At 63.7% G+C, this 15,714-nt stretch carries 13 protein-coding genes, 1 tRNA gene, 1 pseudogene and 1 riboswitch; of the genes and pseudogenes, 8 read left to right on the top strand and 7 right to left on the bottom strand.

Going from position 1 to position 15,714, the window contains the following annotated elements; all coding sequences use genetic code 11:
- Positions 1–65: 65 nt before the first annotated feature.
- From VGL01_RS22820 to VGL01_RS22800, 5 genes and pseudogenes are all read right to left on the bottom strand, one after another.
- Positions 66–731: a response regulator transcription factor gene (locus VGL01_RS22820; RefSeq protein ID WP_331573412.1), complete on the bottom strand. Its 666-nt coding sequence runs from the start codon at positions 729–731 to the stop codon at positions 66–68.
- 753 nt (positions 732–1,484) lie between these two features.
- Positions 1,485–2,213: a DUF3800 domain-containing protein gene (locus VGL01_RS22815; protein ID WP_331573410.1), complete on the bottom strand. Its 729-nt coding sequence runs from the start codon at positions 2,211–2,213 to the stop codon at positions 1,485–1,487.
- A 106-nt stretch (positions 2,214–2,319) separates the two neighbouring features.
- Positions 2,320–2,490: pseudogene (locus VGL01_RS22810) on the bottom strand (integrase); the annotation flags it as partial.
- A gap of 120 nt (positions 2,491–2,610) precedes the next feature.
- Positions 2,611–2,685: transfer RNA gene (locus VGL01_RS22805), tRNA-Arg, on the bottom strand.
- Positions 2,686–2,797: 112 nt separating this feature from the next.
- Positions 2,798–3,628, bottom strand: coding sequence for an undecaprenyl-diphosphate phosphatase (locus VGL01_RS22800; protein ID WP_331573408.1), 831 nt, complete (start codon positions 3,626–3,628; stop codon positions 2,798–2,800).
- A gap of 243 nt (positions 3,629–3,871) precedes the next feature.
- On the opposite strand from VGL01_RS22800, the gene VGL01_RS22795 reads away from it, so the two are divergent.
- The 7 genes from VGL01_RS22795 (at position 3,872) to VGL01_RS22760 (ending at position 11,057) form a co-directional block, all read left to right on the top strand.
- Entirely contained in the window at positions 3,872–4,915 is a 1,044-nt protein-coding gene (locus VGL01_RS22795; RefSeq protein WP_331573406.1) for a substrate-binding domain-containing protein, read from the top strand.
- A gap of 183 nt (positions 4,916–5,098) precedes the next feature.
- On the top strand, positions 5,099–6,076 hold the full coding sequence (locus tag VGL01_RS22790; RefSeq protein ID WP_331573419.1) for an ABC transporter substrate-binding protein: 978 nt from the start codon (positions 5,099–5,101) through the stop codon (positions 6,074–6,076).
- Between the two features lie 96 nt (positions 6,077–6,172).
- Positions 6,173–6,997, top strand: a complete 825-nt coding sequence (locus tag VGL01_RS22785) for an ABC transporter permease (RefSeq protein WP_331573404.1) — start codon at positions 6,173–6,175, stop codon at positions 6,995–6,997.
- Between the two features lie 7 nt (positions 6,998–7,004).
- Positions 7,005–7,889 (top strand): ABC transporter permease, encoded by an 885-nt coding sequence (locus VGL01_RS22780; protein ID WP_331573402.1) that lies wholly within the window; start codon positions 7,005–7,007, stop codon positions 7,887–7,889.
- Between the two features lie 20 nt (positions 7,890–7,909).
- Positions 7,910–8,983: an ABC transporter ATP-binding protein gene (locus VGL01_RS26065; RefSeq protein ID WP_349257078.1), complete on the top strand. Its 1,074-nt coding sequence runs from the start codon at positions 7,910–7,912 to the stop codon at positions 8,981–8,983.
- Between the two features lie 38 nt (positions 8,984–9,021).
- Entirely contained in the window at positions 9,022–9,849 is an 828-nt protein-coding gene (locus VGL01_RS22765; protein ID WP_331573399.1) for a phosphodiesterase, read from the top strand.
- Positions 9,850–9,857: 8 nt separating this feature from the next.
- Complete coding sequence (locus VGL01_RS22760; RefSeq protein ID WP_331573397.1) at positions 9,858–11,057, top strand: MFS transporter; 1,200 nt, start codon at positions 9,858–9,860, stop codon at positions 11,055–11,057.
- 40 nt (positions 11,058–11,097) lie between these two features.
- On the opposite strand, the gene VGL01_RS22755 is transcribed toward VGL01_RS22760, so the two are convergent.
- Together VGL01_RS22755 and VGL01_RS22750 are read right to left on the bottom strand one after the other, a co-directional pair.
- Positions 11,098–11,895 carry a DUF4397 domain-containing protein gene (locus tag VGL01_RS22755; protein WP_331573395.1) on the bottom strand — a complete coding sequence of 266 codons (798 nt, stop codon included), beginning with the start codon at positions 11,893–11,895 and terminating at the stop codon, positions 11,098–11,100.
- 240 nt (positions 11,896–12,135) lie between these two features.
- Positions 12,136–13,029: an EamA family transporter gene (locus tag VGL01_RS22750; RefSeq protein WP_331573393.1), complete on the bottom strand. Its 894-nt coding sequence runs from the start codon at positions 13,027–13,029 to the stop codon at positions 12,136–12,138.
- Positions 13,030–13,360: 331 nt separating this feature from the next.
- Positions 13,361–13,485, top strand: a riboswitch (TPP riboswitch).
- Positions 13,486–13,569: 84 nt separating this feature from the next.
- On the opposite strand from VGL01_RS22750, the gene thiC reads away from it, so the two are divergent.
- On the top strand, positions 13,570–15,501 hold the full coding sequence (gene thiC / locus VGL01_RS22745; protein ID WP_331573391.1) for a phosphomethylpyrimidine synthase ThiC: 1,932 nt from the start codon (positions 13,570–13,572) through the stop codon (positions 15,499–15,501).
- Positions 15,502–15,714 lie beyond the last annotated feature (213 nt).

Genomic DNA, 15,714 nt, shown 5'->3' with positions numbered 1-15,714 from the left:
ATCCAAGCGCGACGCATCGTGCGACGCAATTCATCGAAGACCGAGCTCATGCGTTGGGTCCGCGCTCAAGCGCGGAATTTCTCTTTGAGATAGAGCGCGAGACTGAGATCGTCGGCGACTTGCAGCTTGCGCATGGCGCTGCGCTTGTGCGTGCTGACTGTTTTTTTGCTGCGGCGCAGGCGCTCGGCCGTTTGGGAGACGGAAAGCCCCTCGCCGATATAGCGCAGTACTTCCATCTCGGCCGATGAGAGCGTATCTTCGCGCGGCATGGGCACGATGGCCTCGATTCTCCCGTCGCGCGCGGCAAAGAACTTGCGCGGCGAGCCGACCGCCTCGCGTACCGCATCCGCGATGAGCGGCAATGGCGTGGCCTTTTCGAGAAAGGCGTTGGCACCGGCGCGATGGCAGACGCACTCGGCGTCGGCGCTGCGCGCCGCCGACAGCACGACGATGACGAGCGACGGAGCCAGAACGCGCAGGCGACGGATAAACGCGGCGCCGTCCAGACGGTCGTCGGGCAGATAGAAGTCGACCAAGGCGACGTCGAACGTGTCGGATTCGATCGCGGCAAAGAGCGCATCGGCCGAATAAACGGTCTGTGCGATTTCGAAGTCGGCGTATCCTCGCAAAAACGTCTCGACGCCGAGCGCGACGACTGGATGATCGTCGAGCAGCACGACACGTATTCGATGCTTCGGTCGGGATAACAACAGGATTTTTCTGGACTGCATGCGCTTGTGCCCTCGGCAACTATTTAGTCGATTCGAGCAAACGACCATCGATTCTCAATTGCCCGTCGATCTGGAATGAATGAAAAACTGACTTTTAATATTGCTGGAATATATAGATGACGATGTATGCCAGATGTATTTCGATTTGCATCGTCGAAATTTCTCATTTCCGCGCTGACGCGAAGACGATATTCGCGCCGCATTGGTATCGCACGCCTTTCATCATGCTGATTGGCATGGGCGATCGATTCTAACGGACGGGACTGCACCGGGCAATAGATTTGAGTTATCTCAATATTCCAATCGCAACTACACTTCTCTTCGTCTGATTTTTTTAATTACCAGCCATCTCAATTAGGCTCTGTGATAGGCGATTTGCGGGTTCTCGTACCGAATCTCGATCGATTCGAAATGGGTAATCAAAAAGCCCGCACGAGGCGGGCTTTTCGGGGGAATCGCACTGCAGACCACTGAATCCCTGAGGCTTTTATCGGTGGGACGTTGTCGACGAGCTCGATGAGCATCGGCTCCGCGCATGCACCCGCCGTACGGAAGAGGCTCTCCCCCATTCCCACTAGCCTCCGGCGGAAGTCGCGCTGCATACGCGAAAAAGCCGCGTGGGGCGGCCTGGGCGGCGATGTCTAGCCAGCTTGACGCGCCCGGGCGCTACGAAGTAGACTTGTTAGCATAAATGGGTTGCGACTACGCGGCCGGCGCTAGGCTCCAGGGACTACCTTGGGGCCTTTCGCTTTTCTAGGGGAATACTTTTAAGCCGTTCCCGGCAACGACCGTCCCAGGATTGAAGAATTTCGCCGACAGTACGTCGTAGGCGCGGTTCTGTTGGTCGGGACGGAGGACATGCAGACCGATCGGGCGTGCCATCAAATCGGCCAACTGCAGCCCCTCCGAGTTAGCCTTCTTGTCGCAAATCACAACGTCGAAGTTGAAGGGCTTCTTAGAGCTGTTACCGCCGTCGCAAACTCGTCTAAACGCCAATTCGAGATCGGCGTCCTCTCTTGCACCTCGCGCCTCGCACACCACGTGGGTAAGCGATTCGTGCTGGCCATTGAGGCGCAGAAAATGCCGCACTCGTTCGAGTCCGAACTGAATCCCAATGTGGTACGGATTGTATGGGTTGATGTACTTCTCTTTGTGCTTTCGCTTATCAATAACCACCGCGACGACTGTCATCGGCGTATCGACGATGACCTGCGTCAGCGCGCCCATGAACGCCTCCCGCGGCTCCCTGCTGAGCTGCGAGAAATATCCCCGCTTGCGCCGAATATCGATTTCATGCAGTACCACACAGTCATGCCCGAACGTTTCGAATTTCAGCCTTTTGAGACGCGGCACCACGGTGTCGGCGTAGTCGGCCTTCTTCATGACGCAAAAGCACAGCACGAAAATCGGATATTCAGGATCGATCGACGTCAGGCTGTGGTCCCCGCTTTCATCGACAAAGACAATGTAGTCGCTATTCACGTTCATCCTCGCGCATCGACCGTGCGCCGATGCTTTGATGCTCCAGATAATCCCCACCACCACTGCATCATCCGGCGGCGCTCGCGCAATTGACGAATCGCCCGCGTGCCTGCGTCGACCGCGGCACGATGTGCGGCGACGGCATCTTCATTTTCTCGCCAGGAATGCGCCGTTCCGCCTTGGCCTCGTCGATCTCGCGCCACTCCGCATGCCGCAATTCGCCCGTGCGTACAAATATCAGCGTCATGAATTTTAGCGCCAGGCGCCTCTGCAGGTCGCTGACGTTTCGCCTCGTGCCATGCGCTCGCGATCGCCTCGAAGGAATTCGCCCGGCGCACACCTGTCTCGAGACGGGCTAGGCTTTTTGGTAGACGACGGGAAACGTTGGGATGATATTTGGCCCCCCCACGAGGAATCGAACCTCGATTTCAGGTTTAGAAGACCCGTGTTCTATCCGTTGAACTATGGGGAGGCGAAGCCGTTATTGTACGGCGACGCAAGCGGTGCCTACGTCGGGGGCGAGATTATAACCGAACGGCCGCAGGGCCGCCGTTCACCGTCGGCCGCCCCGCCCGCCCCTTCGCTCAAACCGGCTGCGGATGCGTCAAAAACCAGATCAGGCATGCCGCGCCGGCAAGAACACAATAGACACCGAACGCCGCAAGCCGCCCCCGGCCTTCGAAATACCGCATCAGGAACCGCACGCTCAGATAGGCCGCGATGGCCGTCAAGACACCTCCGAGCACCGCGTCGGCGAGCTGGCCGGGCGCATGAAACAATTTCGGCAGTTCCAACACCCCCGCGGCGAAAATGATCGGCGTGCCGAGCAGGAACGAAAACTCCGCCGCCTTTTCAGCCGTCAGCCCAGCCGCGTTGCCCGCAATCATCGTGAGGCCGCTGCGCGAGAAACCGGGCACGAGCGCCCCGACTTGCGCGAGCCCGACCAAAAACGCCTGGCGATACGTCAGCGCTTCAGGCGGCCTGTGCGCCCGGGCGCGCTGCAGCCGGTCGCCCACCCAGAGCAACAGTCCATTCACGATCAACGCCACCGCCACGATTCTCAGATCGTGAAATACCCGCTCCAGACGCTTTTCGAGCAGCAGACCGACGATTCCCGCAGGAATCGTGCCTATTATGAGCGCCCACATCATGTGCCCTTCGTCGTTGCGGCGTCCGCCCAGCATGGCGAACCAACCCGCGAACAGCGCTACCCAGCGCTTGCGAAAGTACCAAAGCAGCGCGAGCGCCGTGCCGAGGTGCAGCGCAACGAGAAACGGAATCAGCTGCGGCGCGTGTTTATCGATGTGCATGCCCATCAGCGCGGGCGCCAGCAGCGTATGTCCCAAGCTGCTGACGGGAAAAAGTTCGGTGACGCCCTGCAGGACGCTCAGGAAAATCAGAAAGGCAAGTGTCACGCGTTGGTTCCTTTTTTGCTGACAAAACGGTGAAAATAGAGCAACGGGGCCTTCGACCGCCGGGCGCCCGCATGAAGCGCGAGCGATTATGCCCATCGGGTAAGGCCGCGCCAAGCGGCAGCCTCCATTTTTTACGATCAAAATGTGACCAAAAACGTCACGTGTCAGTCATAATCGGCTCGGATAATCGTTGCACCGTAAACGTTTTCATCCCTCAGCTCTACCGGGACGGTACCCACTGCGATGAAACATACCATCAAGGATGTGGCCGCTTACGCCGGCTTCTCGATCGCGACGGTGTCGCGTGCAATCAACGCACCGCACACGGTCAACCGTGTGACATTGGCGAAAATTCGAGAGGCGATCGAGGCACTGCAATTCCGGCCAAGCCCCCTCGGTCGCCAGTTACGCGGCGAGCGCACGCGCCTCGTCGGGATCGTTCTGCCTACGGTCGCGAACCCGGTGTTCGCGCAATGCCTTCAGGGCATCGACGATCTCGCCTCCAGCCAGGGTTACCGGCTCATGCTGATGACCACTCAGTACGACGCCGCGCGCGAGCGCCATGCCATCGAGACGCTGCTCGCGCAGCGCGTGGAAGGGCTCGTACTCACCGTGGCCGACGCGGATACCCACCCGCTGCTCGACGAGCTCGACCGCGACGGCATGCGCTACGTGCTCATGCACAACGACACCGTGAGACGGCCGTCGGTATCGGTCGACAATCGCCGCGCGGCGTTCGACGCTGTCAGCATGCTCATTGAACACGGCCACGAACGCATCGTCATGCTGGCCGGCACCCTCGCCGAGTCGGACCGGGCGCGGCTGCGCTTTCGGGGCTACGAGGAGGCGATGCTGCGTGCCGGACTCACGCCGGCACCGGCGCTCGAAGTCGATTTCAACGCCGACGAGCTCGCGCCATCGGTATTGGCCCATCTGAGCTCGGGGGCGCAGCGCCCCACAGCGCTCTTTTGCAGCAACGACCTGCTCGCGATGGTCGTCATGCGCGGGCTGCGGCGCGCCTCGTTCATGGTGCCGGGCGACATGTCGATCATCGGCTTCGACGGCCTCGCCATCGGCGAGTTGCTCGCGCCGCCGCTCGCAAGCGTTTGCACGCCAAACCGCGACATCGGCAGTACGGCCTGGCGGCGTCTCATGGCCCGCATCGAAGGGGCCGACGACGGCGAATCGCTCTCGCTGCAGCTCCCGCACTCGGTGCGCATGGGCGGAACGATCGGCGCGCTGTCGAGCACCGGCGGCTCCTCCTTGCCGGAGCGACCCGCCGTCTGACCGGGCACATCGAGTACGTTCAGTACATCGAGCGCATCCGTTCCAACGACGCGCTTCGCTTGACACGCGAGGCGCGTGTTTCGTCCTTCCCTCTGTTTGCATGCAAGGAGACCTCACGTGAAATGTCGTCCCGCTTCCGTCCGGGCAAGACTCGCAAGGTTCGCCGTCGCGAGCGCCGCGGCCATCGGCGTTTTCGGACTGTCGTTCGCAGCCACGGCGCAGGCCGAAGAGACCGCGATCTGCTACAACTGCCCTCCCGAATGGGCCGATTGGGCCAGCCAGCTCAAGGCGATCAAGGAAAAGACGGGCATCACCGTGCCGTCGGACAACAAGAACTCGGGCCAGGCGATCGCGCAGCTCATCGCGGAGCAGAAAAGCCCCGTCGCCGATGTCGTCTATCTCGGCGTATCGTCGGCGTTCCAGGCCAAGGACAAGGGCGTCGTGCAGCCCTACAAGCCCGCCCATTGGGACGACATCCCCGCGGGGCTGAAGGATCCGCAAGGCTATTGGTTCGCCATCCACTCGGGCACGCTCGGCTTTTTCGTCAACAAGGATGCGCTCGAAGGCAAGCCGGTGCCGCAATCGTGGGCCGATCTGCTCAAGCCCGAATACAAGGGCATGGTCGGCTATCTGGATCCGTCGAGCGCGTTCGTCGGCTATGCCGGCGCCGTTGCGGTCAATCAGGCGTTGGGCGGCACGCTCGATAACTTCAAGCCGGGCCTGGATTGGTTCGAGAAGCTCAAGAAGAATGCGCCAATCGTGCCCAAGCAAACGGCTTATGCCCGCGTGCTCTCGGGCGAGATTCCGATCCTCATCGACTACGACTTCGACGCTTATCGCGCCGAATACAAGGACCACGCGAACGTGGCTTTCGTGATCCCGAAGGAAGGGACGATCACGGTGCCCTATGTCATGAGTCTCGTCAAAGGTGCGCCGCACGAGGCAAACGGCAAGAAAGTGCTCGACTTCGTCTTGTCCGACGAAGGCCAGCGGCTTTGGGCCAACGCTTACCTGCGCCCGGTACGCGCGAGCGCGATGAGCAAGGAGGCTGCCGCCAAATTCCTGCCGGCCAGTGAATACGCGCGCGCCAAAACGGTCGACTTCGCGAAAATGGCGGAAAAGCAGCAGCAATTCGGTCAGGATTACTTGAAAACGAGATAACGCGCCTGACGCGCACAGGCAATCCGGCACGGGCGCCGCACCGCTCTTCGCGACGCCCGTGCGGCGGTATGGCGCCGCTTCACCGCGGCTTTCGACATGCAAGACATCACTTTCCCTCTGCACTGGCGTATCGCGCTCGTCGCCCCTGCGCTCGCGATCTTCCTTGCTTTCTGGCTGCTGCCAATGGGTGTGCTCGCCCAGGTGAGCGCCAATGGGCACGCCTTTGGAACGTATCGCGCCCTACTCGCCAACCCGCGCTACATGGGCAGTCTCGGCGCAACCGTCGCGCTGTCGGCAGCCGTCACGCTCACTACGCTCGTACTGTCGGTCATCGCTGGCCTGCTGCTCGCGCGCCGCACGTTCGCCGGAAAAGGCACGCTCGTCGCGCTGCTCACCTTTCCGCTCGCGTTTCCGGGTGTCGTCGTGGGCTTCATGGTCATCATGCTGGCCGGCCGTCAAGGGCTCATCGGCGCGCTCACCGAAAAGCTCACGGGCGACAAATGGGTCTTCGCATACTCCATGGCCGGCCTTTTTTGCGGGTATCTCTATTTTTCGATTCCGCGCGTGATCGTCACCGTGATGGCATCGGCGACGAAGCTCGATCCGGCGCTCGAGGAGGCGGCGCGCTCGCTCGGCGCGTCGTCCTGGCAGGTTACGCGCGACGTGGTACTGCCGGGTCTCGCGCCCGGGCTCATCGCCGCCGGCGCGATCTGCTTCGCGACGGCAATGGGCGCGTTCGGCACGGCGTTCACGCTGGCGACAGATATCGACGTACTGCCGATGACGATCTACACCGAATTCACGCTCAACGCGAACATGGTGACGGCGGCCGGGTTATCCATCGTGCTCGGCCTCGTGACATGGCTCGTCCTCGCGCTCGCACGCAGATTGACGGGCTCGACCGTCGCGGCCACCGCGTGAGGCCCGCATGAGCGCACTCGTCGATACGAAAACGGACACGAAGCGCGGCACGCGCGGCACGGCACGACGCATCGGCGCGCGGCATCTGCTCGCGCTCGGCCAATGGGCCGTCACGCTTGCGCTCACGGCCTTTCTCGTGGTGCCCGTCGTCATGTCGATCATGGCCGGCTTGACCGTCAATTACTTTCGGGGCATTTCGAGCGGCTTGACGCTGCGTTGGGTCGCCCAGGTCTGGGCGCAGTATCACGCGTCGGTCTTCCTCTCGCTCGAAGTGGCAGCCGCCACGCTTGTCATCACGCTGCTCACCGGCGTGCCGGCAGCTTATGCGCTCGCCCGCAGCAAAACGCGCGCGGCGCGCATCGTCGAAGAACTGCTCGTCTTGCCCGTCGCGCTGCCCGGACTTGCTTCGGCACTTGCCCTCATCATCGTCTATGGTGGCTATGCGCCGTTTCGCACGAGCGCCGCATTCATCGTCGCGGGCCATGTCGTCTTCACGCTGCCGTTCATGGTGCGCGCCGTCGCGGCGGTCGCCGCGAGCGCCGATCTACGCGTCCTCGAAGAAGGCGCCGCCAGTCTCGGCGCCACGTTCTGGCAGCGCTTCGCAACCATCGTGCTGCCGAACCTGCGCCCGGGGATCGTGGCCGGCGCGCTTGCCGTCGTCACGTTGTCGATCGGCGAATTCAACCTCACGTGGATGCTGCACACGCCCTTGACGAAGACGCTGCCCGTCGGGCTCGCCGACACCTACGCCTCGCTGCGTATCGAAATCGGCAGCGCTTATACGATCGTCTTTTTTCTCATGACGATGCCGTTGCTCGTCGCCATGCAGTGGCTCGGCCTCGATGCGACCGGTCAGCGCGCGCTGCGCGAGCGTGCCGGCGCGCGCCGCTAACCCTCCTCTCGTTCGCCGCGATGAAATTCACTCCGATCCCGATCACGCTGACGCACTGTGCGAAAACGTTTAACCTCACGCGCGTTCTCGAGCCGATCGACCTCACGATCGAGGCTGGCGAGACCGTCGTGCTGCTGGGGCCGTCCGGCTGCGGCAAAACCACGACGCTGCGCATCGTCGCCGGACTCGAAACCCCCGATGCGGGCGGCACGGTCGCGTTCGGTGACGACGACGTCACCCATTTGCCGATCGAGCGCCGGCAAGTCGGCATGGTTTTTCAAAGCTATGCGCTGTTTCCGAATCTCGATGTGCGGGGAAACGTCGGCTACGGGTTGCGCATCGCCAGAACGGAGCCCTCGCTCGCGCGCCGGCGCGTGGACGAACTGCTCGCGATGATGCGGCTCGAAGCGCACGCCGACAAGCCGATCGACAAGCTCTCCGGCGGCCAGCGTCAGCGCGTCGCACTGGCGCGTGCGCTCGCGCGCGAACCACGCGTGTTGTTGCTCGACGAGCCGCTTACGGCACTCGATGCAAAGCTGCGCGACACGTTGCGTCGCGAAATGAATACGCTGCTGCGCAGTCTCGGCGTGACGACGATCTACGTGACGCACGATCAGGCGGAAGCCATGGAACTCGGCGACCGCATCGTCGTCATGAGCGCCGGGCGCATCGAGCAAGTGGGCACGCCGCGCGATATCTACTACCGTCCCGAGACGCGTCACGTCGCGCACTTCGTCGGCACGCTCAACCGGATCGCCGGTCATCGCCACGACGGGCATCTGAACACCCTCGGCGGTTCGATCGTGCTGCCCGCATCGATCGCGAGCGGCGGCGGTGCGCCAGCCGCCGCGACTCATGCGGATGAGGTCGAGCTGTTCTTCCGCCCCGAGGATGCGCGTCTCGTGGCACCCCACCGGGCATCGCTGCGCGGCGTCGTCGAAACGGTTGCATTCCTCGGCGAACGCACCCGCGTGACCGTGACGGGCGCCGCGCCCGATGCGCTCGTGATCGATGCGGGCGGCCGCTTCCCACTCACGCCCGGCGATGCCGTCGGCATCGAACTGAACTCCGACGGGCTCATCGCGCTGCCTTGAGCACGTCGGTACGAATATTTTTTTATCACGGGATTGTCATGCTGCTGGCTCAAATCAGCGATCTACACATCAAACGTCCCGGCGCGCTGGCCTATCGGCGCGTCGATACCGCCGCAGCGCTTGCGCGCACGATCGAGCGGCTCAACGCACTGGCGCCGCGCCCGGAGGCCGTCGTGATCACGGGCGATCTCGTCGACCTCGGCACCGTCGAGGAATATCGGCACCTGCGCTCGCTGCTCGCGCCGCTCGCCATCCCCTACTACCTGCTGATCGGCAATCACGACGAACCCGAGGCGCTGCGCGAGGTCTTCGACGATCACGCCTATCTGCACACGGGGGAGACGTTCTTGCAGTACGCCGTCGATGTCGGTCCGCTGCGGCTTGTCGCGCTCGACTCGAGGACACCCGGCGCAAGCGGCGGCATGCTTGACGAGACACGCCTCGCATGGCTTGAAGCACAGCTCGAAGCGGCGCGTGCGCAGCCCGTTGTCGTCGCTTTACACCATCCGCCGTTCCTCTCGGGTATCGACCACATGGATCGCCAGCGACTCGACCCAACCTCGAGTACCCGGCTCGCCGACATCATTCGCCGCTTCGACAATATCGAGCGTGTGATCTGCGGGCATGTGCATCGGCCGATCGTCACGCGCTTCGCGGGTACGATCGCCATGTCGGTGCCCTCTCCCGCACATCAGGTGGCGCTCGACTTGCGGGAAAACGCACCGTCGGCGTTCCGGCTCGAACCTGCCGCATTCGCACTGCATCAGTACACCCGCGCGGCGGGGCTCGTCTCGCATCACGCGTATATCGACGAGGGCGCGGGTCCCTATCCGTTTTACGAACCGAGCGGCAAGCTCATCGATTGAACCCGCTCGTGTCCGCCTCAGCCGATTCGACCCGCGACGAGCCCGAGCGCCACTATTCGCGCGGGCTGCTCATGCTGCTCGCGACGATTGCCGGCGTGTCGGCCGCGAACATCTACTACAACCAGCCGCTGCTCGACGATTTGCGCGCCAGCTATGCGCAAGAGGCGGCGTGGGTCGGCGCGGTGCCGGCGGCCACTCAGCTCGGTTACGCGGCCGGCATGCTGCTGCTGGCGCCGCTCGGCGACCGCTTCGATCGCCGGCGCCTGATCCTCATGCAGATCGCCGGCCTCATGCTCGCACTCAGCGTGGCCGCGCTCGCACCGACGCTCGCCATCCTGGCTGTCGCGAGCTTCGCGATCGGCGTGCTCGCCACCATCGCGCAACAGGCCGTCCCGTTCGCGGCGGAATTGGCGCCTCCGGCCGAACGGGGTCATGCGGTCGGCACGGTCATGAGCGGCCTTTTGCTGGGTATCTTGCTCGCGCGCACCGCGGCGGGATTCATCGCTCAGTATCTGGGCTGGCGGATGGTCTTCGCGGCTTCGGTAGTCGCGCTGCTGGCGCTGGCTGCCGTGGTCATCGCGCGGTTGCCGAAGAGCCGCCCGACCTCCACGCTGTCTTACGGCAAGCTGCTCGGCTCGATGTGGCATCTTGCGCGCGACCTCCCGGGGCTGCGCGAAGCATCGCTGACGGGCGCCGCGCTCTTCGCTGCATTCAGTGCGTTCTGGTCGGTCCTGACGCTGCTGCTCGCGCGCGCGCCGTTTCATCTCGGCCCGCAGGCCGCGGGTCTTTTCGGCATCGTCGGCGCGGCCGGCGCGCTCGCGGCGCCTGTCGCCGGCCGTTTCGCCGACAAGCGGGGGCCGCGCGCCGTGATTTCGCTTTCGATCGTGCTGGTCGCGCTGTCGTTCGTCGTCTTCGGTCTATCCGCGACGAGCATCGTCGGACTGGTCGTCGGCGTCATCGTGCTCGATATCGGCGTGCAGGCCGCGCAGATTTCGAACCAGGCGCGCATCTATGCGCTCAAAGCCGATGCCCGCAGCCGGGTCAACACCGTGTACATGGTCTGCTATTTCATCGGCGGCGCGACCGGTTCGGCGGCCAGCGCGCTGGCCTGGCGCCGCTTCGGCTGGACCGGCACCTGCGCGGCCGGCTTCGCGTTCGCGCTCGTCGCCGCGGCGCGCCATGTCCCTGGGCGCAAAACCGCCGGCTAGGGCTGCGCGAAGCGGAACCGTCCTCGCGCAGCCGCGCGCGTCACTGGCCTGTCAACGCATTCGTCAATTCGATCGCCGGCTGCGATGTATTGCCGGCCTGCGCGATGAGCAGATGAATCTGCTGGTTCGTCAGCGCGCTGACCGAGGTGTTCGCGGGCACGGTGGTGATCAGCCAGTCCGCATTGTTCCCGAGCGAGAACGGCGCCGACTCGTAGATCGGCGTGCTCGATCCCGCCGTCGTCACGATGGCCATATATGTGCCGCCCGACAGATAGCTCGAATCCTGCCCCGAAGGCGGCACGGCGTTGCCGTACGAGACGCCGGCCATCGTCGGCGACATGCCCACGACGCTCGGAGTCCCGGGCGCGACGATATAGATGTCGAGATTCGACGCGTTTGCCGACGCATTGAACGAACGCACGCGCGCCTTGGAGGACAGCAGGCCCTTGTCGAACGGATCGTCGATCAGGCCTATGCCGTAGCCGCTCGTACTCGGTAGCGCAATGACGGTGTACTCGTGTCCTTTGGCGACGTCGGGGAACGTGCCCGATGCGAGCTGCGGCGACATCGTGCCCGTCGCCGTATAGGCCACGACGGTGCTGCCGGTGTTGACATTCGTGAGATTGGTTACCCCCTTATAGGGAACGTTCGTCTGCCCCGACGGCGCCGTGCCGTTGACGAGCAGATCGAGATTGGGTCCCGCCGGGAATGCGTTGATGAAATGCATCAGCGGATTTTGCAGTCCAAGTTCCTGGCCCACGTCGCCGGAGCCGCCGCCGCACGCCGCCAGCAGGAGCGCCGCGCCAATGCACGCGGCCATGCCTTTGATCACCCTCATGGTTGCACCTCTGAAATGGAACACGCCTGATTTACCGTTTGTTGTGGTGGCACTTTCAGGGAGCAAACGGTATGCCGCTCGGGGCGTGAGCGTCGCGGCATTCAACAGACGAATGCCAGGGCGCCATATCCGGTGCGGACCTTGCGACGTTTAGCGCGGCGAGTCGGACGACGCCCGGGCGCAGGTGCGCGCAGGCAGCCAAGCGCAGGCCTTCGCGCAACGGTGATCGAGATTACCGTGTCAGCTCGCGCGGCGGCGATCGAACCAGAACGAGAGCGCGACGCTCAGCAAAATGGCGATCGTCGCCATCACCGTCCAGCGGGTGACCGGCTCGCCAAGCATCAAGGCCCCGAGCGCCACGGCCACGATCGGGTTCACGTACATGCAACTGCTCGCGACGATGGGACTCGTGTGGCGGATCAGGAAACCATAGGCCACGTATGCGAGCATCGTCGCAATCAGCATGAGATAGACGAAGGCGGCGATCGCCGAAAAACCGGCCTGGACGACGCGCTCGCCGTCGAGCCAGGCCACGGCCGTCGAAATGGCGCCGCCGAGCCCGATCTGCAGCGCAGTGGACATGAAAAGATCGGCCGGCAGCGCGAGCCGGCTGGCCAGGTGCGCACCGCCGGCCCAGGCGAGCGCCGCCATGAGGATGACGATGCTGCCGCTTGCCGGAGCGCTCGATGCGTTGCCGTGGTTGAGTACGACGATGCCGGCAAGCCCGAGCGCAATCGCGGCCCACTCGCCCCGTGCCACGGGCCGCCCCGCAATCGCGGCGATGATCGTGGCAAAAAGCGGCACCGTTGCGATGATGACGGCGGCGGCGCCTGTACTCACGCTCTTCATGCCGAACGTGAGCATCCCACTGGACAGGCCGACGAGCATTGTGCCGACGATGCCCGCATTGCGGACCTCCACGAATGTCGGCCACGCGCTCGCGCGGCGCGCGGCGAACACGAACAGGCCGATGCCGGCAAAAAGATTGCGCAGGCCGGACAGCAAAAGCGGCGGAAACGACTCGAGCGCGACATGCAGCGCGAGATAAGAGGAGCCCCAGGCGAGGTAGACCGCAGCGAGCGCGAGCCCGATGCGCCCGACGCGGGAGCGCGGCAGCCAGCGAAGCAACCTCATCTGGGCGGCCTCGCCCTTCGCATGGGTGACGGCGCGCAAGCCGCGCCGGCAAGCGCGCCGGCCGGCGCACAATGCGCAGGAACGGCTCGGGCCTCGCAGGCTACAGGGAAAGACATAGAGGTGATCAGAGGCGCAACGGCGATTGCGGGCCAGTATCGATTGTGCGGCGAACGGCGGCCATCGAACGCACGCCGAACAGGTCCCCGTATTATGCCCGGTCACGGGTTTCGCGCGCCGCGCCGGCGCTTGGGCACAATGACGCGGGGCGAAGGGCTCGCAGGCACGGATTTCGCCCGGTTGCCAAGCCCGCCGTCCCGTTGTATCTTCTGCGGTGCTAACGCGGGGGTCCTGCGTCGTGTTGTTGCATCCATCGATGCGAGAATGCGCGCGGGTGAGAAACACCCTTTGAACCTGATCTGGATAATGCCAGCGCAGGGAAGCGTACGGGTTTGACCGCGCTGGACCTTCAGACGCCTCGATCACCCGACCTCCCTTCCGTCTCCTGCTCCTGCTTTAGCAACCCTATGCCAGGAGATTTGCATGAACGCCAACCCGAAATTCATCTCAGCGGAAGCACGCGTCGACGCGGCTGCCGTCGCCCCGTTGCCCAACTCGCGCAAGATCTACGTGAACGGTTCGCAGCCGGACATCCGTGTGCCGATGCGCGAAATCACACAGTCGGATACCCCAAGCGCGTTCGGCGGCGAAAAGAACCCGCCGATCTACGTCTACGACACCTCGGGCCCTTATACGGACCCTCAGGCGGAGATCGACATCCGCCAGGGCCTGCCTGCGTTGCGGCAGCGCTGGATCGAGGCGCGCGGCGACACCGAAGCGCTTGCGGGGCTCACGAGCGCGTTCGGGCGCGAGCGCGCAGCCGATCCGGCCACCGCGCAACTACGCTTTCCGGGTCTTCACCGCACGCCTCGCCGCGCGAAGGCAGGCGCCAATGTGACCCAAATGCATTACGCGCGTCGCGGCATCATCACGCCGGAAATGGAGTTCATCGCGATTCGCGAGAATCAGCGGCGCGCCGAGTACCTCGAGAGCTTGCGCGCGAGCGGGCCGACCGGCACGAAGCTCGCCGAGATGATGGGCCGTCAGCACCCGGGCCAGGCATTTGGGGCCGCCGCCTTCGGCGCCGATGCGCCGCGCGAGATCACGGCCGAGTTCGTGCGCGAGGAAGTCGCGCGTGGCCGGGCGATCATTCCCGCCAACATCAACCACCCCGAGAGCGAACCGATGATCATCGGGCGCAACTTCCTCGTGAAGATCAACGCCAATATCGGCAACTCGGCTGTCACTTCCTCGATCGGCGAAGAGGTCGACAAGATGACGTGGGCGATTCGCTGGGGCGGCGATACCGTCATGGATCTCTCGACGGGCAAGCACATTCACGAAACGCGCGAATGGATCCTGCGCAACAGCCCCGTGCCGATCGGCACCGTGCCGATTTACCAGGCACTGGAGAAGGTCAACGGCAAGGCCGAGGACCTGACCTGGGAAATCTTCCGCGACACGCTGATCGAGCAAGCCGAACAAGGGGTCGACTATTTCACGATTCATGCGGGCGTGCTGCTGCGCTATGTGCCGCTCACGGCGAACCGCATGACGGGTATCGTCTCGCGCGGCGGATCGATCATGGCCAAGTGGTGCCTCGCGCATCACAAGGAGAGTTTCCTCTACGAGCATTTCGAAGATATCTGCGAAATCATGAAGGCGTACGATGTGAGCTTCTCGCTCGGCGACGGCTTGCGCCCCGGCTCGGTGTACGACGCCAACGACGAAGCGCAGCTCGGCGAGCTGAAGACGCTCGGCGAACTCACGCAAATCGCCTGGAAGCATGACGTGCAGGTCATGATCGAAGGCCCGGGCCACGTGCCGATGCAGCTCATCAAGGAGAACATGGATCTCCAGCTGCAATGGTGCGACGAGGCGCCGTTCTATACGCTCGGACCGCTGACGACCGATATCGCCCCCGGCTACGATCACATCACGTCGGGCATCGGCGCCGCGATGATCGGCTGGTTCGGCACGGCGATGCTGTGCTACGTGACGCCGAAGGAGCACCTCGGGCTGCCGAACAAGGACGACGTGAAAGAAGGCATCATCACGTACAAGCTCGCGGCACATGCGGCCGATCTGGCGAAGGGTCATCCGGGCGCGCAGGTGCGCGACAACGCGCTCTCGAAGGCGCGCTTCGAGTTTCGCTGGGAAGACCAGTTCAACCTCGGCCTCGATCCCGACAAGGCGCGCGAATTCCACGACGAGACATTGCCGAAGGACTCGGCAAAGGTGGCGCACTTCTGCTCGATGTGCGGCCCGCACTTCTGCTCGATGAAGATCACGCAGGACGTGCGCGAGTTCGCGGCGGCGCAGGGTGTCTCCGAAGAGGCCGCACTGAAAAAAGGCATGGAAGTGAAAGCGGTCGAATTCGTGAAGAGCGGCGCGGAGATCTATCAGCGTCAATAAGGTCCTATCGAGCCGGTCTGCCGGCCGGATAAACGAAGGGGGCGTTCGCGCCCCCTTCGTTTTGCACCCTTCGGCCCCTTTGACCGGCCTCGCCGTCCCGCTGACTCAACCGTACCGCTTGCTGTCTCATTCGCTGTGCCGGGCGCTGGCGCCACCGCCGAGGTAACATGCCCGCTCGTCCTCTTGCCGAAGGCGCCGACGCGCGCTCCATTC

Origin of the sequence: Trinickia sp. (assembly GCF_036503415.1) — a bacterium.
In the GTDB taxonomy this organism is placed as follows: Bacteria; Pseudomonadota; Gammaproteobacteria; order Burkholderiales; family Burkholderiaceae; genus Trinickia.
The sequence above is the reverse complement of the archived record's forward strand: the minus strand, read 5'-3'. Positions and strand labels throughout refer to the sequence as shown.